This is a genomic window from Oceaniglobus sp. K40-3 (assembly GCF_055808395.1).
Genome location: NZ_CM147868.1, coordinates 2,251,044 through 2,272,782 on the forward strand (window position 1 = coordinate 2,251,044; position 21,739 = coordinate 2,272,782).

Annotated in this window: 23 protein-coding genes and 3 pseudogenes; 12 read left to right on the forward strand and 14 right to left on the reverse strand. The window is 61.1% G+C overall.

What is annotated here, in order from left to right; genetic code table 11:
- Positions 1-2: 2 nt before the first annotated feature.
- From ntrX to dusB, 5 genes and pseudogenes are all read right to left on the reverse strand, one after another.
- Positions 3-1,408 (reverse strand): annotated as a pseudogene (ntrX, locus tag AC0L7P_RS11675) (nitrogen assimilation response regulator NtrX).
- Between the two features lie 56 nt (positions 1,409-1,464).
- Positions 1,465-3,687 carry a sensor histidine kinase NtrY-like gene (locus AC0L7P_RS11680; protein ID WP_473432934.1) on the reverse strand — a complete coding sequence of 741 codons (2,223 nt, stop codon included), beginning with the start codon at positions 3,685-3,687 and terminating at the stop codon, positions 1,465-1,467.
- Between the two features lie 102 nt (positions 3,688-3,789).
- Complete coding sequence (locus AC0L7P_RS11685) at positions 3,790-5,157, reverse strand: response regulator (RefSeq protein ID WP_473432935.1); 1,368 nt, start codon at positions 5,155-5,157, stop codon at positions 3,790-3,792.
- Between the two features lie 31 nt (positions 5,158-5,188).
- The gene (locus AC0L7P_RS11690) at positions 5,189-6,262 is read right to left on the reverse strand and encodes a two-component system sensor histidine kinase NtrB (RefSeq protein WP_473432936.1); all 1,074 of its coding nucleotides are present in this window, start codon (positions 6,260-6,262) and stop codon (positions 5,189-5,191) included.
- Positions 6,259-7,228: pseudogene (gene dusB / locus AC0L7P_RS11695) on the reverse strand (tRNA dihydrouridine synthase DusB). The gene AC0L7P_RS11690 and the pseudogene dusB overlap by 4 nt, the downstream one beginning before the upstream one ends.
- A 210-nt stretch (positions 7,229-7,438) precedes the next feature.
- Here dusB and AC0L7P_RS11700 point away from each other — a divergent pair.
- From AC0L7P_RS11700 to AC0L7P_RS11710, 3 genes are read left to right on the forward strand one after another with little or no spacing between them, the layout of a single operon-like run.
- Positions 7,439-8,578 (forward strand): bifunctional 2-C-methyl-D-erythritol 4-phosphate cytidylyltransferase/2-C-methyl-D-erythritol 2,4-cyclodiphosphate synthase, encoded by a 1,140-nt coding sequence (locus tag AC0L7P_RS11700; protein WP_473432937.1) that lies wholly within the window; start codon positions 7,439-7,441, stop codon positions 8,576-8,578.
- Positions 8,575-9,069, forward strand: coding sequence for a phosphatidylglycerophosphatase A family protein (locus tag AC0L7P_RS11705; protein ID WP_473432938.1), 495 nt, complete (start codon positions 8,575-8,577; stop codon positions 9,067-9,069). Before AC0L7P_RS11700 ends, AC0L7P_RS11705 begins: the two co-directional genes overlap by 4 nt.
- The gene (locus tag AC0L7P_RS11710; RefSeq protein ID WP_473432939.1) at positions 9,066-9,551 is read left to right on the forward strand and encodes a CinA family protein; all 486 of its coding nucleotides are present in this window, start codon (positions 9,066-9,068) and stop codon (positions 9,549-9,551) included. The genes AC0L7P_RS11705 and AC0L7P_RS11710 overlap by 4 nt, the downstream gene beginning before the upstream one ends.
- Here AC0L7P_RS11710 and AC0L7P_RS11715 read toward each other — a convergent pair.
- The gene (locus AC0L7P_RS11715; protein ID WP_473432940.1) at positions 9,542-9,985 is read right to left on the reverse strand and encodes a type II toxin-antitoxin system RatA family toxin; all 444 of its coding nucleotides are present in this window, start codon (positions 9,983-9,985) and stop codon (positions 9,542-9,544) included. The genes AC0L7P_RS11710 and AC0L7P_RS11715 overlap by 10 nt on opposite strands.
- Positions 9,986-10,052: 67 nt before the next feature.
- Between AC0L7P_RS11715 and hpt the strand changes: the two genes are divergently transcribed.
- Entirely contained in the window at positions 10,053-10,592 is a 540-nt protein-coding gene (gene hpt, locus AC0L7P_RS11720; protein WP_473432941.1) for a hypoxanthine phosphoribosyltransferase, read from the forward strand.
- Here the strand turns inward: hpt and AC0L7P_RS11725 are convergent.
- Positions 10,582-11,427 carry a tetratricopeptide repeat protein gene (locus AC0L7P_RS11725; protein ID WP_473435448.1) on the reverse strand — a complete coding sequence of 282 codons (846 nt, stop codon included), beginning with the start codon at positions 11,425-11,427 and terminating at the stop codon, positions 10,582-10,584. The genes hpt and AC0L7P_RS11725 overlap by 11 nt on opposite strands.
- Positions 11,428-11,565: 138 nt before the next feature.
- Between AC0L7P_RS11725 and AC0L7P_RS11730 the strand changes: the two genes are divergently transcribed.
- Positions 11,566-11,742, forward strand: a complete 177-nt coding sequence (locus AC0L7P_RS11730) for a hypothetical protein (protein WP_473432942.1) — start codon at positions 11,566-11,568, stop codon at positions 11,740-11,742.
- 71 nt (positions 11,743-11,813) lie between these two features.
- Positions 11,814-12,704 carry a c-type cytochrome gene (locus AC0L7P_RS11735; protein ID WP_473432943.1) on the forward strand — a complete coding sequence of 297 codons (891 nt, stop codon included), beginning with the start codon at positions 11,814-11,816 and terminating at the stop codon, positions 12,702-12,704.
- A gap of 14 nt (positions 12,705-12,718) precedes the next feature.
- Here the strand turns inward: AC0L7P_RS11735 and lipA are convergent, their stop codons facing one another.
- Positions 12,719-13,675 carry a lipoyl synthase gene (gene lipA, locus AC0L7P_RS11740; protein ID WP_473432944.1) on the reverse strand — a complete coding sequence of 319 codons (957 nt, stop codon included), beginning with the start codon at positions 13,673-13,675 and terminating at the stop codon, positions 12,719-12,721.
- A 196-nt stretch (positions 13,676-13,871) separates the two neighbouring features.
- Entirely contained in the window at positions 13,872-14,258 is a 387-nt protein-coding gene (locus AC0L7P_RS11745) for a DUF2147 domain-containing protein (RefSeq protein WP_473432945.1), read from the reverse strand.
- Between the two features lie 140 nt (positions 14,259-14,398).
- On the opposite strand from AC0L7P_RS11745, the gene hisA reads away from it, so the two are divergent.
- From hisA to AC0L7P_RS11760, 3 genes are read left to right on the forward strand one after another with little or no spacing between them, the layout of a single operon-like run.
- Positions 14,399-15,118, forward strand: coding sequence for a 1-(5-phosphoribosyl)-5-[(5-phosphoribosylamino)methylideneamino]imidazole-4-carboxamide isomerase (gene hisA / locus AC0L7P_RS11750; RefSeq protein WP_473432946.1), 720 nt, complete (start codon positions 14,399-14,401; stop codon positions 15,116-15,118).
- Positions 15,119-15,126: 8 nt separating this feature from the next.
- Positions 15,127-15,888: an imidazole glycerol phosphate synthase subunit HisF gene (gene hisF, locus AC0L7P_RS11755; protein WP_473432947.1), complete on the forward strand. Its 762-nt coding sequence runs from the start codon at positions 15,127-15,129 to the stop codon at positions 15,886-15,888.
- The gene (locus AC0L7P_RS11760; protein WP_473432948.1) at positions 15,885-16,193 is read left to right on the forward strand and encodes a phosphoribosyl-ATP diphosphatase; all 309 of its coding nucleotides are present in this window, start codon (positions 15,885-15,887) and stop codon (positions 16,191-16,193) included. The genes hisF and AC0L7P_RS11760 overlap by 4 nt, the downstream gene beginning before the upstream one ends.
- A gap of 269 nt (positions 16,194-16,462) precedes the next feature.
- Here AC0L7P_RS11760 and AC0L7P_RS11765 read toward each other — a convergent pair whose 3' ends face one another.
- Genes AC0L7P_RS11765 through AC0L7P_RS11775 form a run of 3 tightly spaced genes read right to left on the reverse strand, consistent with a single transcriptional unit; the run spans position 16,463 to position 18,100 of the window.
- Positions 16,463-17,434 carry a hypothetical protein gene (locus AC0L7P_RS11765; RefSeq protein WP_473432949.1) on the reverse strand — a complete coding sequence of 324 codons (972 nt, stop codon included), beginning with the start codon at positions 17,432-17,434 and terminating at the stop codon, positions 16,463-16,465.
- Positions 17,403-17,774 (reverse strand): antibiotic biosynthesis monooxygenase family protein, encoded by a 372-nt coding sequence (locus AC0L7P_RS11770; RefSeq protein WP_473432950.1) that lies wholly within the window; start codon positions 17,772-17,774, stop codon positions 17,403-17,405. The genes AC0L7P_RS11765 and AC0L7P_RS11770 overlap by 32 nt, the downstream gene beginning before the upstream one ends.
- Entirely contained in the window at positions 17,771-18,100 is a 330-nt protein-coding gene (locus AC0L7P_RS11775; RefSeq protein ID WP_473432951.1) for an NIPSNAP family protein, read from the reverse strand. Before AC0L7P_RS11775 ends, AC0L7P_RS11770 begins: the two co-directional genes overlap by 4 nt.
- Positions 18,101-18,175: 75 nt before the next feature.
- Between AC0L7P_RS11775 and AC0L7P_RS11780 the strand changes: the two genes are divergently transcribed.
- Complete coding sequence (locus tag AC0L7P_RS11780) at positions 18,176-18,865, forward strand: ArsR/SmtB family transcription factor (RefSeq protein ID WP_473432952.1); 690 nt, start codon at positions 18,176-18,178, stop codon at positions 18,863-18,865.
- Positions 18,866-19,001: 136 nt separating this feature from the next.
- Here AC0L7P_RS11780 and rpsI read toward each other — a convergent pair whose 3' ends face one another.
- Positions 19,002-19,496: a 30S ribosomal protein S9 gene (gene rpsI, locus AC0L7P_RS11785; RefSeq protein WP_473432953.1), complete on the reverse strand. Its 495-nt coding sequence runs from the start codon at positions 19,494-19,496 to the stop codon at positions 19,002-19,004.
- 2 nt (positions 19,497-19,498) lie between these two features.
- A complete protein-coding gene (rplM, locus tag AC0L7P_RS11790) occupies positions 19,499-19,960 on the reverse strand; it encodes a 50S ribosomal protein L13 (RefSeq protein WP_473432954.1) in 462 nt (153 codons plus the stop codon).
- A gap of 328 nt (positions 19,961-20,288) precedes the next feature.
- Between rplM and speD the strand changes: the two genes are divergently transcribed.
- Together speD and speE are read left to right on the forward strand one after the other, a co-directional pair.
- Positions 20,289-20,795 carry an adenosylmethionine decarboxylase gene (gene speD / locus AC0L7P_RS11795; protein WP_473432955.1) on the forward strand — a complete coding sequence of 169 codons (507 nt, stop codon included), beginning with the start codon at positions 20,289-20,291 and terminating at the stop codon, positions 20,793-20,795.
- A gap of 55 nt (positions 20,796-20,850) precedes the next feature.
- A pseudogene (gene speE, locus AC0L7P_RS11800) lies at positions 20,851-21,721 on the forward strand (polyamine aminopropyltransferase).
- The last annotated feature ends 18 nt before the right edge of the window (positions 21,722-21,739 follow it).

Consider the following 21,739-nt stretch of genomic DNA (forward strand, 5'->3'; position numbering starts at 1 on the left):
CCCTACCCCTCCATATCCTCGACATGGGCGATCCGGCTGCCCAGTTTGTTGCTTGTCACCACATTCAGCGACTTCAGCTTGCGATGCAGCGCGCTGCGCTCCATGCCCACAAAGGTGGCAGTGCGCGAAATATTGCCGCCAAAGCGGTTGATCTGGGTCAGCAGATATTCCCGTTCAAACAATTCCCGCGCCTCGCGCAATGGTAATGTGGCGAGCCGAGTCCGGACAGCACCACGCGCCCTTCCTCTTCGGCCACGGGTTCGGTGCCGGGCAGTTCGCTGGCGGCGATATCGCCCTTGTCGCTGCCCAGAATCAGCACCCGTTCGATGACGTTTTTCAACTGGCGCACATTGCCCGGCCACAGCATGGTTTGCAGCAGGGCAATCGCCTCGTCACTGACCGCGCGCAGGGGCAACCCTTGGGTTTTGTTGAATCCGGCGATGAAATATTCTGCCAGTTCGGGAATATCCTCGCGCCGTTCATCCAGGGCGGGCACGGCGATGGGAACAACCGCCAGCCGGTGAAACAATTCCTGACGGAACCGGCCCAGTTGGATTTCCTGCGCCAGATCCCGGTTGGTCGAGCTGATAACCCGCATATCGACCTTGACCTTTTCCGAACCGCCAACCCGGGTAAAGGATTGATCGACCAGCACACGCAGGATTTTGGATTGGGTGCCAAGGGGCATGTCAGCCACTTCGTCAAAGAACAGGATACCGCCGTCGGCCTGCTCCAACAGGCCCGGTTCGATCCCGCGCTCGTTGCTTTCGCGCCCGAACAGCACCTCTTCCATGCGATCCGGTTCAACCGAGGCCGAACTGACCGACACAAACGGCGCATCGGCGCGGTTGGAATTGGCATGGATATAGCGCGCCGCCACCTCTTTGCCGCTGCCCGCCGGGCCAGTCAGCATGATGCGACCGTTGGATTTTGTCACCTTTTCAAGGTTTGATTTCAAAGCCTTGAACGACGAACTTGAACCAATCATCTCGGCCACGACACCATCGCGGCGTTTCAATTCGCTGTTTTCACGGCGCAGGCGGGATGTTTCCATCGCCCGCCCGATCACCACAGTCAATTGATCAATATTGAAAGGCTTTTCGATGAAATCATAGGCGCCCTGCTTGATCGCCGCCACGGCGATTTCCACGTTTCCGTGGCCCGAAATGATGATGATCGGCACGCCCGGATGGTCGCGTTTGGTGGCCTTGAGAATATCGATTCCGTCCATCTGGCTGTCTTTCAACCAGATATCGAGGATCATCAGCGAGGGCAGCTCTTTCGCGATTTCGGCCATGCAATCATCGGAATTGCCCGCCAGACGGGTGGAATACCCCTCATCCTTGAGAATATCGGAAATCAGTTCGCGGATGTCGCGTTCGTCGTCGACGATCAGAATGTCACCCATGATAAATACCTTTCTTCATACTGCCACCTCATTCACTAAACTTGCGTCTGCCTCGCTTAACCGAGGCAGGGTAATATCGGCGCGCGCCCCCTGTGGGCGGTATCGCCAAAAGGATCGGCGTCCCGCAGGGTCAGGGTGCCGCCGTGTTCCTCGATGATTTTCTTGACGATCGGCAGGCCCAGACCGGTGCCTTCGGCGCGGGTCGTCACATAGGGTTCAAACAGGCGGCTGCGATCTTCGGGAAGACCGATGCCATTGTCCGAAATCGAAATCTGTACCTCAACCGGATCGGCGGTCATCACCACGCGCACCTCGGGGGAATGGCCATCGGGGCGCCCCTTTTCATAAAGGCTTTCAATGGCTTCCCCGGCGTTCTTGATCAGGTTTGTCACCGCCTGCCCGATCATCGTGTCATCGAATTCCGCCATCACAGGTTCGGTCGGGATGTCGGCCACCAGCGTCAGATCGCTATCGCGCGCCTCTTGTAACGTCACCGCATCGCGCAGCAGTTTGGCGATGTCGTGGGTGCGCCGTTCCGGTTCGGGCATCCGGGCAAATTTTGAAAACTCATCGACAATCCGGCGCAAATCGCCGGTCTGGCGGATGATCACATCGGTGTATTGCTCCAGCGCGGCGGCGTTTTCGTCGTCAAGCTGACGGGCGAATTTGCGCTTGATCCGCTCGGCGCTCAGTTGAATCGGGGTCAGCGGGTTTTTGATCTCATGGGCAATACGGCGGGCCACATCGCCCCAGGCGGCCATGCGTTGTGCCGCGACCAGATCGGTCACATCATCAAAGGCCACCACATACCCCTCAAGCCGCCCGTCCTCTGACCGCCGGGTGGCCATGCGCACCAGCAGGCTTTCCAGATGGCCACCACGCGAAACCTTGATTTCCTCCTGCGCCACCTCAAGCCGCCGGTTGGCGCGCAACCGATTGAACAAAGGCCCGAATTCAGGCACCGCCAGTGAAAAGGAAACCTGTTGTCCGGTGGTATCATCCAGTTGCAACAACCGTTCCGCCGAACGGTTCACAAAGGTGACCTGCCCGTCCGCGTCCAACCCGACAAGGCCGGCCGTGACCGAGGACAGCACGGAATCAAACTGCCGCCGCCGCCGGTCAATCTGTTCGTTGGTTTCCAGCAGGGTGTCGCGCTGGCCTTTCAATTGCTTGGTCATCCGGTTGAACAACCGGCCCAGCATGGCGATTTCATCGTCGCCCTCTTCCTCGCGGACCTGCACGTCAAGATCGCCGGCGCCCACCCGCTGTGCCGCCCCCGCAAGCCGCCCCACCGGGCCTGACAGACGTTGGGCAAACCACAGGCCCAGCCAGATCGCCGCCAGAATGAGGATCACCGCAAACCCGAGATAGAGCAGCCCGAATTCAAACAGGATACGGCCCCGCTCGCTCTCAAGCTGGTCATAAAGACGGACGGTTTTCTTGGTGTCATCCAACAGTGACAGGATCTGCCCGTCCACATCGCGGCTGACATATAAAAACCGGTTGCCGATGCCGCCAAGCCGCGCCAGCGCGCGAAATTCATTCTGTGCCCAATCTTCGATGATCACTGTTTCGCCGTCGGCGGCACGAGCCAGATCATCATCGGAAGGTTTTTCAAAATCAAAGAGATACGAGCCTTCGCCCCGGGCGCGGATTTCACCACTGTTGTCGATCACGAACGCCTCGCGCAGGCCCCGCTGGATGCGCTTTTGGGCCTGTGCCAGGACTTGGCGCATTTCCCCGTCAGACACCTGAAAGCTGTCGTTTTGCAGGGACGACAGGAACTCCGCCAAAGCATCGGTATCGGTGCGCAGATCCTGGCGCTGTTCGTCCTCATAGGCCTCGGCGGCGGCCAGAGAGGCGCCGACAACCTCGCGCACCCGTTCGGAAAACCACCCCTCAAGCCCGACATTCACCGTCAGCGTTGCAAAGATCGCGACCGTCACCGTCGGGATCAGCGCGATCAGGGCAAACACACCGGTCAGCCGCATGTGCAGCCGCGATCCCGCCGATTGCGCCCGGCGCGCCGCCACCATCCGCACCAAAGACCCCAGAACCAGCGCGGCCACCACCAGCACATACACCAGATCGGCCAGCAGAATCAGCCGGAGCGAAAGCGTCGAGGCGCCCCGATCAAGAGGGCCAAGAATGAGAAATGTCCCCAGCGCCAAAGCCGGCCCGAGAACCACCAGACTGAGCGTCGAAAATGTCTTGAAGCGCCGCTGGCGACGCAGTCGCGCGATCCGATCCCAAGTTGCCGTGCGGACACGCCCTGTCACGGGTGAACCCCCTAATTGATGTGTCGCTTTTCGCGACGTACCGCTCTATCTGGTGGTCTCTGCTTCGGTTGACACCGAACGGCCACACATTCTGTTGCGATTTTACATCAATTTACGGCGCCGTGTCACGCGGATATCGAGATCTGTGATCTTCTTTCTCAAAGTATTTCGGTTGATCCCCAGCAAATCGGCGCATTTCGCCTGATTCCCGCCGGTTGCATCCAGTGCGATTTCAATCAGCGGCGCTTCGACCTCGCGCAGAATCCGCTGATACAGGCCCGGTGGCGGCAAAACCCCGCCGTGCAAATCGAAATACCGCCGCAGGTGTTTGTTCACTGAACCCGACAGCCGCTCTCCCTCGCCGCCGCCGGTCAGGGGTTCCATCGCCGGTTGGTTGCCCAGAACGGCCTCGGCCTCGGCGCGGGTGATTTCCTCTTCGGTGCCGGTCACGACAATGCGGCGCAGGGTATTTTCCAACTGGCGCACATTGCCCGGCCAGCTATAGGCGCGAATCAAATCCATGGCGGCGTCGGAAAATCGCCGCAGGGGCAGGCCGTCGCGTTCGGCCCGGGCCAGAAAATGCGCCGTCAGCAAAGGAATATCGTCGACCCGTTCGCGCAGGGACGGCACGGTAATGGCCACCCCCCCAAGACGATAGAACAGATCCTGGCGAAAGACGCCGGTTTCCATGCGATGGGTCAGGTCAGACTGGCTTGTTGCCATGACGCGCGGGGCATTATCGGTAAAACTGTCCAGCATCCGCACGATCCGCGCTTGCGCGTCTTCGTCCAGATCCCCCACTTCATCAAACAGGATCGAGCCGCCCCGCGCCCGGCTGAGGATGGTTGCAGGCCCTTCCATGCTGGCCATGTCACCGGCACTTGCCACCACGAACGGCAGGGTGCGGCGATCGGAAAAATCGTGGATCGCCCGGGCGATAAGGGATTTTCCGGTGCCGGATTCACCGGTCACCAGCACCGGCAGATCCGTGTTCATCACCCGTGCGACCAGCCGGTACAACGCCTGCATCGCCGGGGTGCGGCCCACAAGGGGCAAATCGTCAGCCGCCGCGCCATCGGTGGCTGTGCGCGTCATCGGGGCGCGGCGTTTGATTTCCAGCGCCCGGGCGGCGCGTTTCATCAGATCGGGCAGATCGAAAGGTTTGGGCAGATAATCATAGGCCTCGGCCTCGGCGGCCTGAATTGCCGTCATGATCGTATTTTGTGCCGAAATCACGATCACCGGCAACCCGGGGCGCAGTTGCGAAATCTTTGGCAGCGCCTCAAGCCCGTTGCCGTCGGGCATGATGACATCGGAAATCACCAGGTCGCCCTTTCCTTCCTCCACCCATCGCATGAGCGTCACCATGGACGAGGTCGCATGAACCTTGCACCCCGCCCGGGTCAGGGCCTGGGTCAATACGGTGCGAATCGTGCGGTCGTCATCGGCGACAAGTACGGTTCCATCCATGGTTTTTACTGTCCTTCACGTCGTTGTGGCGTCATGGGCGTTGGTCTTTCGGGGCAACGGGCAAAGAGATGCGGAACATTGTCCGCCCCGGCGTGGATTCGACGGCGATCCAGCCATCATGATCAGAGATGATCTTGCTCACCAATGCGAGGCCGAGCCCGGTGCCATTCTCGCGGCCCGAAACGAAGGGTTCGAAAATATCCTGAGCAAGGTCCGGCGGCAGGCCCGGCCCGTCATCGATGATTTCCACCTGCAACGGCAGGGCGCCGGCCGATCCGTCCTTGCGCCGCAACCGCAGGGACAGATCATAAAAGGTGCGGATGCTGATCCGGCCCCCCTCGGGGCCGGCGGCCTCGGTTGCGTTGCGAAACAGGTTGAGGAACACCTGTAATATCTGATCGCCGTCCACATGGGTGGGCGGCAACGAGGGGTCGTATTCCTCGGTGATCCTCATGTGGCCGGCAAACCCCACCAGCGCCGATTTGCGCGCCCGGTCCAGCAGATCGTGAATGTTGATCGCGCGCCGCACGGGCGGGCGCAGATTGCCGAATTGTTCAACCTGATCCAAAAGCGCCACAATCCGGCGGCTTTCAGCGACAATCAGATCCGTCAGCTCCTGGTCCTGCCCGCTCAGCCCCATGGACAAGAGTTGTGCCGCGCCGGTGATGCCCGCCAGTGGGTTCTTGATCTCATGGGCCAGCATTTCGGCCATGCCAATGGCAGAACGGGCCGAGGATTTCACCGAATGTGCCCGGCCCAGCCGATCGGCAATCTGGCGTGGTTCCATGATGACCAGCACAAAACCGGGCATTCCGATCATCGGCGCGATCTGAATGTTGCATTGCACCGGCGGACGCTGACCGGTGCCCACATCGACGTTGTTTATAAACAGCGCCGATTGATCCCGGCGAACCCGCAGAAAGGATTCTTCGATCGGGGCGTCGATGGCCAGCCTGTCAAACATCGGCGCGCCCCGCATACTGCGCGCCGAGGCATTCAGAAACTGTTCCGCCGCCGGATTGATTTCAGACATCATATCGCCCGGGTCCAGCAGAAACGCCGGAACCGGCAGCGACGCCCAAAGCGTTTCGGACAAGGCGCTCATGCGGCGTGCCGGGTGCTGCGGCCGTCCAAGGCCGCAGGCAACAGGCGCAGAACCTGCGCCGGGTCGGGCGCGGTCAACAGTTCGCGGCGCAGGGCGGCGGGGGTTTCGCCCCCGTCCATGAACCAACCCAGATGTTTGCGCGCCACCCTGACCCCAAGCGCGGTGCCGTAGAACGACAACATCGCCTGATAATGTTCCGCCACCAGATCGGCCAATGCGCCCCCCTGTGGGGCGGCGGGCACCGCAGCGCCGGCCAGGTTTGCCGCGATTTGCGCCAGCACCCAGGGCCGCCCCTGCGCACCGCGCCCCACCATCACCCCATCGGCGCCCGATTGTTTCAGGGCAGACCGGGCTGTCGCGCTGTCGATGATATCGCCATTGGCCACGACCGGAATGCGCACCGCATCGCGCACCGCCCGGATCGCCGCCCAATCCGCCGCGCCCTTGTAAAACTGGCACCGGGTGCGGCCATGGATGGTGATCATTGCCACGCCTGCCGCTTCGGCCCGGCGCGCCAGATCGGGGGCGTTCATCAACGCCGCGTCCCATCCCAGCCGGGTTTTCAGGGTCACCGGCACCTTGACCGCCCCCACCACCGCCTCGATCAGCCCCAGCGCATGGTCCAGATCGCGCATGAGCGCCGAGCCGGACATGCCGCTGGTCACCCGCTTGGCCGGACAGCCCATGTTGATGTCGATGATCCGTGCGCCGTTTGCCTCGACCATGCGGGCCGCTTCGGCCATCCAATGGGCCTCGCGCCCCGCGAGCCTGTACGGCAGTGCGCGCCGCGCCAAGGCCCAGTTCCGCCTTTTCGCGCATGCCCGCCTTGGCCTGCACCATTTCCTGACTCGCGACCATTTCACTGACCACCAGCCCGGCGCCAAAGGACGCCACCAACTGCCGGAACGGCAAATCGGTGATTCCCGCCATGGGAGCAAGCAAGACCGGAGGGTCAGGAAGGATCATATTTTTCACGCAAGTGCCTAATCTCTGAGCAATCGCCCCTAGCTAACCCGCACAGGCGGGCGGGCCAACCAGACCCAAAGGGAAAGCGCCATAAATCAGGCAGAAAATATGGTTTGCCTAAAAATTGGGCGAATAACGTCGGCAAACGCTTTTCGTTGTCATGAGTCGCGCCATGTCCTAGACGGAGTGCGCCTAAGGGGATGACAGGGAATGACCACAGCCGCCGTGATTGTGGCCGCAGGCCGCGGAACGCGGGTGGGTGGCCCGGTGCCCAAGCAATGGCGCCTGTTGCGCGGGCGCGCCGTTCTGGCGTGGACGCTTGATGTGTTCCGCACCGCCCCGGGGATCGCGCAGATCGTTCTGGTGCTGCACCCTGATGATATGGATATGGCCCACGGATACACCGCCCATGGCGATGTCACGGTTGTGGCCGGGGGTGCGGGGCGCAGCGATTCCGTGCTGGCCGGCCTTGCCGCGCTTGAGGGGCAGAATGTGCGCCGCGTGATGATTCATGATGTGGCCCGGCCTTTGGTGTCCCACGCCCTGATCGCCCGGGTGTGCGAGGCCCTTGACCACGCCCCCGGCGCCGCCCCCGCCCTGCCCGTTTCCGATGCCCTGTGGTCGGGGGATGGCGGATATGTCACCGGCACCCGTGATCGTACCGGGCTTTTCCGGGCGCAAACGCCTCAGGGGTTTCATTTTGACGCCATCCTTGCCGCCCACCGCGTGCACCCGGGCGGCGCCATGGATGACGTAGAGGTCGCCCGTGCGGCCGGTCTGGCAGTGCGGATCGTGGCAGGCGATGAGGACAACCTTAAAATCACCACGGCCGGCGATTTCGCCCGCGCCGAACACTTGATGGATCGCACCATGGATATTCGCACCGGCAACGGTTTTGACGTACACGCCTTTTGCGAGGGCGATCATGTGGTGCTGTGCGGCCTTGCCGTTCCGCATTCCCACGCTCTTTTGGGCCATTCCGATGCCGATGTCGGGATGCACGCCGTCACCGATGCAATTTACGGCGCGCTGGCGGCGGGCGACATCGGGCGCCACTTTCCGCCCAGCGACCCACAGTGGAAGGGCGCGGCTTCGTCGATTTTCCTGCGCCATGCGGTGGGATTGGCCCGTGCGCGGGGCTATATCATTTCCAATGTCGATCTGACGCTGATGTGCGAGGCGCCCAAGATCGGCCCCCACGCCGAAAGGATGATCGCGAATATGGCCGACCTCATGGAGCTTGCCCCCGGTCGCGTATCGGTCAAGGCCACCACGACCGAACGACTGGGCTTTACCGGGCGGGGCGAAGGCATTGCCGCGCTGGCCACAGTGACACTGGTGGCGTCATGACCCTGTCACACCTGATTGCAACCGTTCTGGGGGTTGGCCATCTGCGCCCTGCCCCGGGCACCTGGGGGTCGCTTTTCGCGCTGCCGCTGGCCTATGGCATCTTGCTGATCGCGGGCTGGCCCGGTCTTGTTGTCTGCGCCGCGCTGGCCTTTGTGGCCGGGCATTGGGCCACCGCCGAACAGACCCGGGGGCGCGACAACCATGACCCATCGGAAATCGTGATTGACGAGGTGGTCGGCCAGTGGATTGCCCTGTTGCCGGTGGCCTATGGGTCGTCGATGATGGGCGTCGCACCGGAAAGGCTCTGGCCCGGCTGGGTTGCCGCGTTCGTTCTGTTCCGGCTGTTTGATATCACCAAACCCTGGCTGGTGGGCTGGGCCGACCGGCGCGACGATGCCCTTGGGGTGATGCTGGATGATGTAATCGCCGGCGTGTTTGCGGCCATCGGCGGCATCGCCCTTGCCGCGCTGTTTCATCTGGTGCTGATGTGAGCCGGGCCGAAACCCTGCTGACGCTGGCCAGGGAACGCGGCGTGATGATCACGTGCGCCGAAAGCTGCACCGGGGGCATGGTTGCCGCCGCGCTAACCGATATTGCCGGATCGTCGGCGGTGTTTGATCGCGGTTTCGTCACCTATACCAACGCCGCGAAATCCGAAATGCTCGGGGTTGCCACAGAAACCCTGACCACGCACGGTGCCGTCAGCGAAGAGGTGGCGCGCGAAATGGCCGCAGGCGCCCTTGCCCGGTCAGACGCGCAATGCGCCGTATCAACCACCGGCATCGCCGGGCCGGGCGGATCAGAGCACAAACCCGAAGGCCGCGTCTGTTTTGCCGTGGCCACGGCACAGGGCACCCACAGCGCCACCCACGAATTCGGCCCCATCGGGCGCGATCATGTGCGCCGGGCCAGCACCGCACAGGCCTTGCAAATGCTGATCGACGCGGTGTCAGACCTGCCCGCTCAGCCGTAAAGCGCCGCTGCGCGCCGTTCAAACGCGCGCACGACGCGCTGCATGGCATCATTGAAAAACACGCCCGCAGCGGCCTGCAACACCCGATTGCGGAATTCGAAATCCACAAAGAAATCAACATCACAGCCCTGTTCGGCAGGGAAGAACTGCCAATTGCTGATCATGTGTTTGAACGGGCCGTCCAGATATTCGGTGTCAATCTTGCGATCATCGGGCCACAGCGTCACCCGTGAACCGAACTTTTCGCGAAACACCTTGAAGGAAATCACCAGATCGGCCTCCATCACCTCACCTCCGTCAACCGGGCGTGTCTCGCGCACGCGCGCGGCAGCACACCAGGGCAGAAATTCGGGATAGCGCCCGACATCGGCAACCAGATCGTACATCTGATCGGCGGTATAGGGCAGTTTGCGGGTTTCGTGATGTGTCGGCATATCTTATCTAAGGTTACGGCGTTCGGGGTCATGTCGACCATGAGCGCGCGGAAATCAAGGGGATGGAATGGCTCAGGCGCCTTATGTGATTGACGAAATGATCTCGGCCAAAGCGATTGCCGCCCGGATCGAGGAATTGTCGCGCGAAATTCAGGCCCATTACAAGGGCACCTCAAAGCTGGTGGTCGTGGGCCTGTTGCGCGGGTCGTTCGTGTTCATTGCCGATCTGGTGCGCGAACTGGATCTGAACGTCGAGGTCGATTTCCTTGAGGCGTCCAGCTATGGCGACGGGATGGAAAGCAGCCGCGAAGTGCGCATTCTCAAGGATTTGCGCGGTGAAATCGGCGGGCGCGATGTGTTGGTTGTCGAAGATATCGTCGATACCGGATTCACCCTGCATCATGTGATTCAGCTGTTGAAATCCCGCAACCCGAACCGGTTGGAAACCATTGCATTGCTCGACAAACCCACCCGCCGCGAGGTGGACGTGCGCGCCACCTGGACGGGGTTTGAAATCCCCGATGAATTCGTCGTCGGCTATGGCATCGACTATGCGCAGCGCAACCGCAACCTGCCCTATATCGGCAAGGTCCGCTTTACCGGGTAAGGGTGTCGGCCATCGCCCGGGCGCGCGCCACGCTCTCAGCCGACATCGGCGTTTGTGCGGCGGCGCATTCGGCCTCTTGGGCGGGGCGCCGATCCTCTTCCATGCGTGGCACCGCCCACAGGCACCAGGCCAGCGCCGCCTCGGCATCATGGTGGGGGTTGTCGGTATCGGCGTGAATCGCAAACAGATTGCGCCCCGCAAACACCGACCCACGCTGTGCCGCCAACAGATACAGGGCATAGGCCGCCTCCGGATCCTCGGCCACGCCAATCCCGTTGGCATACATCGCCCCGAGATTAAGCGTCGATGGCCCATGGTCGCGCGCTGCGCCGCTTTGCCAAAGGGCCAGCGCTGCGGCGGCATCCTGTTCCACGCCCTCGCCCCGGCGCAACATATCGGCCAGATTATCGGTGCCGTTCAGATCGCCCAATTCATGCGCCCGGCGATACATGGCCACCGCCGCCGCAGAATCCACAGGGCCACCCCGCCCCAGGGCATATAACACCCCGCGATTGTTAAAGGCGGCAGGATAATCCTGTGCCATCGCCTCGTCATAATGGACGATGGCCTGGGCAATATCGGCGGGAATGCCCGGGCGCCCCTCGCTTAGCAAAACCCCAAGGTTATAAGACGCCCGCGCAAACCCCTGCGCCGCCGCCGCCTGATACAGGGCCAGGGCGCGTTGGGGGTCTTTTTCCACTCCGTTGCCGTCGTCATAGGCATCGGCCAGAACATTGCGCGCCCCCGGATCACCCGCCCGCGCCAGAGGTTCCAGAACCGCAAGCGCCGCCGCATAATCCCCGGCAAGATAGGCCGCGCGCGCCGAGATCGTAATCCTGTGCCATCACAGGTGCCGCACCAAGGGCCAGCGCGACAAACATCGGGGCAAGGATCGTTCGCATTTCAGGGTCCGCCACGTTAAACTGGTCCGACGCGCAGAATGGCACAGCCCGGACCGAAAGGAAAAGAAAACATGAACCTGCACTGGTTGCTGCGCATGGCTCGCTGGGCGCGCCATCCGCCCTCTGCGTCCCGGGTGAAACTGGTGATTGGCGTGGTTGCGATCTGTGCGCTGCTGTTTGCCATTGAACGCTGGGTCGGCTGGCCCGATGCCCTTTCGGTTGCGCCACATAATTGGCGACGGCCCTGACCGGGTAACATTTGCAGTGCGGCTCGCCCGGCCCATGGGTTAGGCTGCTGAGAGGTAAAAAAGAGGTCGCCATGCCCCCGTTTCTCCGCTGGACCATCGCCATCGCCCTTGTGGGCCTTGCCGTGTTCTGGGTCGTCACCCGCCCCGATCCCATGCCCGAAAGCGCCCTTGCCGGGCTGACCGGTGATCCGGTCGCGGGCGAGCAGGTGTTTCTGGCCGCCGGCTGTGCGTCGTGCCATGTGGCGCCGGATACCAAGGCCGAAGGCCCGCCGGTTCTGGCAGGCGGCATGCGCTTTCCCTCGGATTTCGGCACCTTCATCGCGCCCAATATCTCGCCCGATCCGGTCGAGGGCACGGGAAGCTGGACCGATCTGCAATTGGTGAATGCAATTCAGCGGGGCATTTCGCCCGAAGGCACCCATTATTACCCCGCCTTCCCCTATGATTCCTATGGCAAGGCGAAAACCAGCGACATCGTGAACCTGATCGCCTATCTGCGCACCCTGCCCGCCTCCGACACCCCATCGCAACCCCATGAGGTGGGCTTTCCCTTCAACATCCGGCGCAGCCTTGGCGGCTGGAAGATGCTGTTCGTCTCGCAGGATCGGGTGCTGCGCGGCACACTAAAGCCCGAGCTGGCCCGGGGGCGTTACCTGGTCGAGGCATTGGCCCATTGCGGCGCCTGCCACACCCCGCGCAACCTGTTGGGTGGCCCTGAAAATGATCGCTGGCTGGCCGGCGCGCCAAACCCCAGCGGCAAAGGGCGTATCCCCAATATCACCCCCGCCGCGCTGGATTGGTCACAGGACGAAATCGTGGAATACCTGACCAGCGGCTTTACCCCCGATTTCGATACCGCGGGCGGGCATATGGTGGCGGTGATCGACAAGCTCTCGCAACTGCCCGAAAGTGACCGGGTGGCGATTGCGCTTTATCTCAAGGCGATCCCCGGGGTGAAATAACCCCGGGCGCACCCTCAGAGCGCGGCCAGCTTCGCAAGCCGCGCCTCGCGCAGCCGCCGAAAATCATCGCCCGCGTGATAGCTTGACCGCGTCAGCGGCGTGGCCGAAACCATCAAAAACCCCTTGCCCCAAGCGGCCTTTTCATAGCTGGAAAATTCTTCGGGCGTGACAAACCGGTCGACCCGGTGGTGCTTGGGCGTTGGTTGCAGATACTGGCCGATGGTCAGAAAATCCACATCCGCCGCGCGCATGTCGTCCATCACCTGACGCACCGCCAATGCCCCTTCGCCCAGCCCGACCATGATGCCGGATTTGGTAAAAATTTCTGGGTCCAACTCTTTGACCCGCTGCAACAGGCGCAGAGAATGGAAATACCGCGCGCCGGGGCGCACTTCGGGGTAAAGACCCGGCACGGTTTCAAGGTTGTGATTGAACACGTCGGGCTTGGCCGCGACCACCTGTTCCAACGCCTCGGGGGCGCATTTGATGAAATCGGGGGTGAGAATTTCGATCGTGGTGCCCGGCGATTGACGGCGAATGGCACGGATCGTCTGGGCGAAATGTTCGGCCCCGCCATCCTCCACGTCGTCGCGATCAACCGAGGTGATGACCACATGGTTCAGCCCCAGTTTTTTCACCGCATCGGCCACGCGCCCCGGTTCAAATACATCCAGCGCCTCGGGGGGTTTGCCGGTGGCGATGTTGCAGAACGTACAGGCGCGGGTGCACACCTCGCCCATGATCATCATCGTGGCATGGCCCTGGGACCAGCATTCGCCAACGTTCGGGCATCCCGCCTCTTCGCAAACGGTGGTCAGCTTGTGTTCGCGCATGATGTTGCGGGTCTTGGCATAGCCCTCGCCGCCCGGCGCCTTGACCCGGATCCAGGCCGGTTTCTTGGGCTGGGCATTGTCGGGGCGGCGCGCCTTTTCGGGGTGGCGCTGTTCGGGGATTTTCAGATCGCGAGCCATGGGAACCTCATCGTCAGTTGATTTCAGCCTTAGCCGATCACAAAGGCCAAGTCCAACAGCCTGACAGGGCGCATGGCCGGGTTGCACAGGGCGCAGATGCCGCTGCACCCCGCACCACGGTCATAACGGCGCCCGCCCGCGCAACGGGCGCCCGCAAACTATGGAATGGCGCGTCAGCGCCGCCTTTGGATCACGCCTATTTCAACCGCTGCCATGTCTGTTTCGAACAGAAAAGCCCGCCTGCCACACAGCCTGACAGCTTCATCGAATTGCCTGACAGGGCGATCTTGCCAAGATAGGTCTTGCCGTTGGACGGGCGGAACACCTGCCCCTTGTAACGCCCGCCCCCTGCCGGTTCCATGTTGCGCACGATCTGCAACCCGATGTTGGGCGATTTATATTCGCCATCCGCCTTGAACGTCCGCATGATCGTGCCGCAAAAGGCCGTGCCACAGGGAACGATTTTGACGTGGGCATAGGCGCCATCGTCGGGTTCGGTCTGCCATGTGCCTTCCACAGGATCGGCCAGCGCCGCCGTTCCCATGACCAGGGCGGCCCCAAGGGCCAGGCAAAATCTTTTCATTACTCTCTCCTCCCGCATGTTCCGGCCCAGTGAACCCGCCCCGGCGCCATCGGGCAACACTGACGTTGGGTTGCGCGCATCTTGAGCTTACCCGCCCATCGGTGCAAAAGGCGTTAACGCCAGCGACAAAGGACAAGCCCATGATCCTCTATCCCGCCATCGACCTGAAAGACGGCCAATGCGTCCGCCTGCTCAAGGGCGACATGGACAAGGCCACGGTCTTTGGCAGCGACCCTGCCGCACAGGCCCGGGCGTTTCAGGATGCGGGGTGCGAATGGGTGCATCTTGTGGATCTGAACGGCGCCTTTGCCGGGGCGCCCGTGAACGGCGCGGCGGTCGAGGCCATTCTTGCCACCCTCACCGTCCCGGCGCAGTTGGGCGGCGGTATTCGCGATATGGCCACCATCGAACGCTGGCTGTCGCGGGGGCTGTCGCGGGTGATCCTCGGCACGGTTGCGGTGGAAAACCCCGATCTGGTGCGCGAGGCGGCGCGGGAATTCCCCGGCAAGGTGGCCGTGGGGATTGATGCGCGCAATGGCCGGGTGGCGACCAAGGGCTGGGCCACGGAAACCGATGTGATGGTCACCGATCTGGCCCAAAGCTTTGAAGATGCCGGGGTCGCCGCGATCATCTATACCGACATCGACCGTGACGGCGCCATGCAAGGCCCCAACATCAACGCAACCGAGGCCCTGGCCCGGGCGGTCACCATCCCGGTCATCGCCAGCGGTGGCGTGTCCTCGATGGCCGATCTGCACGCCCTGCGCGACACCGGCGTCATTGCAGGCGCCATTTCCGGGCGCGCCCTTTACGATGGCGCGATTGATCTGGCCGATGCCCTGACCGCCCTGAAAGGATAGCGCCCGCCATGCTGAAAACCCGTATCATCCCCTGTCTTGACGTGGCCGAGGGGCGCGTCGTCAAGGGCGTGAATTTTGTTGATCTGATTGATGCCGGCGATCCGGTGCAGGCGGCGATCGCCTATGATGCCGCCGGCGCGGACGAGCTGTGTTTTCTTGACATCATGGCGACCGAAGACAACCGCGCCACCATGTTCGATCTGGTCACCCGCACCGCCGAACATTGTTTCATGCCCCTGACCGTGGGTGGTGGCGTCAGAACCCCCGAGGATGTGCGCAAGCTGTTGTTGGCTGGGGCGGACAAGGTCAGCTTCAATTCAGCCGCTGTCGCCAACCCCGATGTGGTGGCCCAAAGCGCCGAAAGATTCGGCAGTCAGTGCATTGTTGTCGCCATCGATGCGAAAACCACGGCGCCGGGACAATGGGAAATCTTCACTCACGGCGGGCGCCGCCCCACCGGCATTGATGCGGTGGCATTCGCGCGCCTTGTCGCGACCAAAGGGGCCGGTGAAATCCTGCTCACCTCAATGGACCGCGACGGAACACGCGCCGGGTTCAACCTGCCCCTGACCCGCGCCATTTCCGATGCGGTTAAAATTCCGGTCATCGCCTCGGGCGGTGTCGGCACCCTCGATCACCTTGTTGAAGGCGTGACCATGGGCGGCGCCAGCGCGGTTCTGGCGGCGTCGATCTTTCACTTTGGTGATTTCACCATCCATCAGGCCAAGGCCCATATGGCCGCCGCCGGAATACCCATGAGGCTGTCATGACTGCCCTGCACCGTTTGGCCGAAACCATCGAGAACCGCCGCGCCGCCGACCCCGAAAGTTCATGGACCGCAAAACTTCTGGCCAAAGGCCCGGAAAAATGCGCCGAAAAGTTCGGAGAAGAGGCGATCGAGGCGATCATCGAAGCGGTCAAGGGCGACCGCGCCCGCCTGACCAGCGAAGCGGCGGATGTTGTCTATCACCTGCTGGTAATGCTGGCCGCCCGCGATATCACCCTTGCCGAGGTCGATTCGGAACTGGCCAGACGCGAAGGCGAAAGCGGCATTGCCGAAAAGGCCGCGCGATGATTTTCGCCCCTGTGTGGAAACAATAATCGGCACATATCAAGATTGTGCACAGTTTCGACGCAACCGAAAGGCGATTTTGATTCAACCATGCCATGATTGCGGCCCGTTTCTGCCGCAATCTTTACCTGTATTCAAAGGAATGTGATGATCGTTGCCACATTGGCAACACAGATTTCCGGATTGGCATACTTCATATCGGTAAACGATTCGTTTAGGAATTTTGCCGTGAGGCGCGAGCTCGGCTTGTCTCGCCCGCCCCCGTATAATCTTCATGGTGGAATTCGGCACGCCAAACGAATTCCGGCCCCATTCAAAGGACCGCCCGGATGTTTTTGAGAAGCATACTTCAGCAGATTGCGACCAAGGTTTCGTATCTGGCCGACACGCCCAATTTCCACGGCCACAATTTCCACGGCCATGACAACCACAATGACGATCCGTTCTGTGATGACGACGACAAGCACGACCGCGATGACGATCATGGCAAGCACGACGATGATGACAAGCACGGCAAGCATCACCGCGATGACGACGATGACAAACACGGCAAACATGATCACGACGACGATGATGACAAGCACGGCAAGCATCACCGCGACGACGACGATGACAAGCACGGCAAACACGATCGCGACGACGATGACGATGACAAGCACGGCAAACACGATCGCGACGACGACGATGACGATAAACACGGTTGTCACGGCGATGATCAGGACGCTGATGAGCCGACCTATGACAAGGTTTTCTTCGGTTACGACTTTGACGACAACGGCAATCCGGTTGGTGGCTATTATATCCAATCCGAAGCCCCGGATCCGAACCCCTACAGCGTACCGTCCCTGCCCGAAGGCACCGATCCGACCTTTGCCAATTATGTTTCCCACTTCGAAGCAATCGGCGGTGACGTGACCCAGACAGAGGCCGTTGTGTTCTACGAAAACGATGAAGACGGTAACCCCCAGGAAGCATTCCGCGTCGAGGCGCCAGACGGCGGTTTCAAGGATTCCCAAGACATCATCAACGCCTATGAAGATGCCGTCGACGAAAATGACGCGGTGGACCTGATGGTCGGCCTGTCGATCCCAAGCGATGACGATGACGACACCGCCGACGAGGATGACGATGATGATGATAATGACCACCATCACCATCACCACGGCGAAGACTGGCTGTCCTGAGCCCGAAAAAGCGATACCGACGTCGGCCTCAGCCGGCGCCGGTTTCACGATCTTGTTCATCGTGCGCGTCGCAGCTGTCTGATGGGGCCTCGGCGCGTTCGAACATGCCATAGTCACGGATAACGCTCGCGATGCGCAGGCGATAAGTGTCAAAGACGCCTGTGCGTCCTCTGGTCTGTGCGCCCCTGTGCGCGCTCAGATTGCGCCACCGGGCAATTGCAGCCTCGTCTTCGAAGAATGACAGCGAAAGAATCTTCCGTGAATCGGTCAGGCTTTGGAAACGTTCCACCGAGATGAACCCCTCGATCTGATCCAGTACCGGTCGCAATTCGGCCGCGATGTCAAGATACTCGTCCTTGCGGCCTTCGGCGGGTTCGACCTCGAATATCACCGCAATCATGTTGCGGCACCGGGGCCATGTGGCGCAGACGCCAGTTTCAGAAATGTCCTGTCTTCACGCAGCAAAAACTTCTCTTTCTGGGCAAACTCGTAATTCTCACGCCCCAGCGGATCAGCGGCCAAGCACGCACGGTAGGCTTCATAATCTGCAAGGCTTGCGATGTTATAGATACCATAAGCCAGTGTCGATGAGCCCTCGTGTGGGGCGTAATAGCCGACCAGATCGGCCCCGCAGCGCGGAATTGCCTGCCCCCAGTTGCGGGCGTATTGTTCGAACTGAGCTTGCTTCGTCGGGTCGATATCGTAGCGGATGATACAGGTCAGCATATATGTCTCTCCCAAAATTGCCTTTCCCCACGCTAGCTCATTGCGATGATTGAATGCTTCGATTACGGTCGAAGTATGAAAGAAGGCCCATATATTGCCCATATCGCTGCGCTGATCGGTGACCCGGCGCGGGCCAACATGTTGACCGTGTTGATGAGCGGAAAAGCCCTGACCGTAAGCGAGCTGGCAGAGGAGGCCGGCGTCACGATCCAGACGGCAAGCTCGCATCTGTCAAAGCTCGATGATGGTGGTCTGTTGCGGCCACGCAAGCAAGGGCGACACAAATATTTCTCTCTCGCCAGTGATGAGGTCGCGCATGTTCTTGAGGGGCTGATGGGGTTGGCTGCCGGCGCGGGTCATATGCGGAAACGGACCGGACCCAAAGACGCCGAGCTGCGCGAAGCCAGAGTTTGTTACAATCATCTGGCCGGTGACATGGGAACGCAGATGTTCGATAGCCTCGGGGCACAGGGGCATATCATCCTTGACGGTGACACCCTGACCCTGACCGAAAGAGGTTCGGCCTTTGCCGCGGATTTTGGAATCGACATGGATGCGCTTTACAAAGCATGCAGCCCGCTTTGCCGTGAGTGTCTGGACTGGAGTGAGCGAAGATCGCATCTCGCCGGAAGCCTTGGCCGGGCATTCCTGCGCCGGTTCGAAGAACTGTCCTGGTCGAAGCGAGATCAGAAATCGCGGGTCGTGCGTTTCACACCGACTGGCGCAAAAGCATTCCTTCGGCTTTTCCCAACGCCAGGCGCCTAACACAACTGACCATGGGCAGCCTTGGGTGAAAACCGGCTCTGGCCCCGTTAAATGGACAGAACAACGCACAAAGGGCCGGGAAACCCCGGCCCTTTGTTGTTTTTGTGGCAAACGTGGGGTATTGCCCCACTGCGCCTTAGCGCTTGGAGAACTGGAAGCTCTTACGCGCCTTGGCCTTGCCGTATTTCTTACGTTCCACAACGCGGCTGTCGCGGGTCAGGAACCCGGCGGCCTTGAGGGCGCCACGCAGGGACGGATCATAGAACTGCAACGCCTTGCTGATGCCGTGCTTGACCGCGCCGGCCTGACCGGACAGGCCACCGCCCTTGACGGTTGCCACAACGTCGAATTGACCTTCGACATTGGCCACCTGGAACGGCTGGCGCAGGATCAGACGCAGAACGGGACGTGCAAAATACACTTCCTGATCGCGACCGTTCACCGTGATCTTGCCCGATCCGGGCTTGATCCAGACGCGGGCGATCGCATCTTTCCGCTTGCCGGTGGCATAAGAGCGGCCCAGTTCGTCGCGCACCTGTTCGTGCACCGGACCAACGCTGACGTCGGCAGCCAGATCGCTGCCGGATACGGCGGCGTTCAGCTCATCCAGAGATTTTATTTCGTCGGCCATGCTCATGCGCTCCGCGTGTTTTTCTTGTTCAGGGCTTTCACGTCCAGAACGGTCGGGTTCTGCGCTTCGTGCGGGTGATCCGCCGATGCGTAAACGCGCAGGTTGGTCATCTGCTGACGGCTCAGCTTGCCGCCGGGCAGCATCCGCTTGACGGCCATGGTGACGACACGCTCGGGGAACTTGCCCTCGAGGATCTGGCCGGTGGTGCGGGATTTGATGCCGCCCGGATAACCGGTGTGCCAATAGTTCGGCTTGTCACGCTTGTTGCCGGTCAGCTGGATCTTGTCGGCGTTGATGATGATGACGTTGTCACCCATGTCCATGTGCGGGGTAAAGCTCGGCTTGTGCTTGCCGCGCAGACGCATGGCGATGATCGATGCAAGACGGCCCAGAACGACGCCTTCAGCGTCGATCAGGATCCATTGCTTGTCGATATCCGCCGGGGTCGCGGTAAAGGTTTTCATGCTCTGTCCTGTCGAGAGATTGCGTGATGGCAATGCCACCACGGGATGGCGGTGTTCTAAGGGTTTGCGCGCCACAGTCAATCACCATCTTCCAGATAAAACCGTTTATAAACAAGCGATTACAATTAAGGTATTATTTTACCCCACAATGCTGGAGGTTTCCATGCCGCCCGGACCGTAAAAATCACGCTTGAGGGCAGAAAACGGGTTGCGTGATCGTTTCTTCCCCCTAGATGCCCCCTCACATGCGGGACCGATCCCAACCCTGTGCAAACGGGGGGCGCTAAGGGACCACGGATTTCAATCTACTGGAACGAAGGGGATGGCCATGGACGGCTCCAACCTCTTCCAACTGGGGATCGGTCTGGAGACAGGCGCCCAAGCGGAAGACACCCGCGACTGTGAAGTCGCGAAGCTGAATTACGATGTGTTGGACGACACGCGCGAGGATCACTTTATCCGTCGTGACGGAAAGGTCTTTGCCGGGACGCATCTGATTATCGAGGTGGTCAATGGCCAGGGCCTGGATGATGAATCGCGTATCCAGCAGGCATTTCGCGATTCCGTTGATCTGTGCGGTGCGACCTTGCTGCACATCCACACCCATAAATTTTCACCTCAGGGGGTGAGCGGTGTCGCCGTTCTGGCCGAAAGCCACATTTCGGTGCATACGTGGCCCGAAATCGGCTATGGTGCCTTTGACGTGTTCATGTGCGGTGATGCAAACCCGTGGCGCGCCGTCGACGTGCTGAAAGTGGCCTTCGCCACCGATGATGTACGGGTGCGCGAGCTGCTGCGCGGCGACGGACTCGTCAACGCCAGCACCGCCGCCTGACCCACGGCTTATCGGTCCCTGCGGTCCCTCTGCGCGAAGAGGGACGCAAGGACCGATGAGCGCTGCCGAAAGGAACCCGATGAGCAATTGGACAACCGAACGCCTGCACGCCGACCACGCCCAGGCCTTGCGCGAAGACCGTGTACTTTATGACAGCGCAACCGACCACCAACGCCTGCGGGTGTTTGAAAACCCGACCTTCGGGCGAGATCCTCACCCTCGATGATGTGGTGCAGGTGACCGAGGGCGACAATTTCATCTACCACGAAATGCTCACCCATGTGCCGATCCTCGCCCATGGCGCGGCCCGGCGGGTGTTGATCATTGGCGGCGGCGATGGTGGCATGGCCCGCGAGGTGCTGCGCCACTCTGACATCGACCGCGTGACCATGATCGAAATTGACGCCGGTGTCGTGGATTTCTCGAAAGAATACCTGCCCGCCCTCTCGGCCGGGGCGTTTGATGATCCCCGTCTTGATCTGCAAATCGCCGATGGTGCGGATTACATGCGCGAAACCTCTGAGCGTTTTGATATCATCATTGTCGATTCCACCGATCCGGTTGGCCCGGGTGAAGTGCTGTTTACCGACACCTTCTATGGCCATGCCAAACGCGCCCTTGCCCCTGGGGGGATCCTCGTCACCCAGAACGGCGTGCCGTTTCTTCAGGGCGATGAACTCACCAACACCATGCGCGCCTTTTGCGCGCTGTTCGACGACCACACCTGTTATCTCGCCACTATTCCCACCTATGCTGGTGGGCCGATGGCCTTTGGTTGGGGCACGGATGGGGGCGCGCGACAGGTGACGCTTGCGCAGTTGCAACAGCGTTTCACTGCCGCAGGCCTGACAACCGATTACTATACCCCCGAGGTGCATCTGGCGGCTTTCGCCCTGCCCGGCTATATCGCGCGGCTGTTGCCCTGACACTGTGGCCCGGCGGCC

Bases quoted from the DNA above. Each gene is read 5' to 3' on its own strand.
- AC0L7P_RS11685 (WP_473432935.1), bottom strand. From the start codon at position 5,157: ATGGATGGAACCGTACTTGTCGCCGATGACGACCGCACGATTCGCACC.
- AC0L7P_RS11690 (WP_473432936.1), bottom strand. From the start codon at position 6,262: ATGAGCGCCTTGTCCGAAACGCTTTGGGCGTCGCTGCCGGTTCCGGCG.
- AC0L7P_RS11700 (WP_473432937.1), top strand. From the start codon at position 7,439: ATGACCACAGCCGCCGTGATTGTGGCCGCAGGCCGCGGAACGCGGGTG.
- AC0L7P_RS11705 (WP_473432938.1), top strand. From the start codon at position 8,575: ATGACCCTGTCACACCTGATTGCAACCGTTCTGGGGGTTGGCCATCTG.
- AC0L7P_RS11715 (WP_473432940.1), bottom strand. From the start codon at position 9,985: ATGCCGACACATCACGAAACCCGCAAACTGCCCTATACCGCCGATCAG.
- hpt (WP_473432941.1), top strand. From the start codon at position 10,053: ATGGCTCAGGCGCCTTATGTGATTGACGAAATGATCTCGGCCAAAGCG.
- AC0L7P_RS11730 (WP_473432942.1), top strand. From the start codon at position 11,566: ATGAACCTGCACTGGTTGCTGCGCATGGCTCGCTGGGCGCGCCATCCG.
- AC0L7P_RS11735 (WP_473432943.1), top strand. From the start codon at position 11,814: ATGCCCCCGTTTCTCCGCTGGACCATCGCCATCGCCCTTGTGGGCCTT.
- lipA (WP_473432944.1), bottom strand. From the start codon at position 13,675: ATGGCTCGCGATCTGAAAATCCCCGAACAGCGCCACCCCGAAAAGGCG.
- AC0L7P_RS11745 (WP_473432945.1), bottom strand. From the start codon at position 14,258: ATGAAAAGATTTTGCCTGGCCCTTGGGGCCGCCCTGGTCATGGGAACG.
- hisA (WP_473432946.1), top strand. From the start codon at position 14,399: ATGATCCTCTATCCCGCCATCGACCTGAAAGACGGCCAATGCGTCCGC.
- hisF (WP_473432947.1), top strand. From the start codon at position 15,127: ATGCTGAAAACCCGTATCATCCCCTGTCTTGACGTGGCCGAGGGGCGC.
- AC0L7P_RS11760 (WP_473432948.1), top strand. From the start codon at position 15,885: ATGACTGCCCTGCACCGTTTGGCCGAAACCATCGAGAACCGCCGCGCC.
- AC0L7P_RS11765 (WP_473432949.1), bottom strand. From the start codon at position 17,434: ATGAACAAGATCGTGAAACCGGCGCCGGCTGAGGCCGACGTCGGTATC.
- AC0L7P_RS11770 (WP_473432950.1), bottom strand. From the start codon at position 17,774: ATGATTGCGGTGATATTCGAGGTCGAACCCGCCGAAGGCCGCAAGGAC.
- AC0L7P_RS11775 (WP_473432951.1), bottom strand. From the start codon at position 18,100: ATGCTGACCTGTATCATCCGCTACGATATCGACCCGACGAAGCAAGCT.
- AC0L7P_RS11780 (WP_473432952.1), top strand. From the start codon at position 18,176: ATGAAAGAAGGCCCATATATTGCCCATATCGCTGCGCTGATCGGTGAC.
- rpsI (WP_473432953.1), bottom strand. From the start codon at position 19,496: ATGGCCGACGAAATAAAATCTCTGGATGAGCTGAACGCCGCCGTATCC.
- rplM (WP_473432954.1), bottom strand. From the start codon at position 19,960: ATGAAAACCTTTACCGCGACCCCGGCGGATATCGACAAGCAATGGATC.
- speD (WP_473432955.1), top strand. From the start codon at position 20,289: ATGGACGGCTCCAACCTCTTCCAACTGGGGATCGGTCTGGAGACAGGC.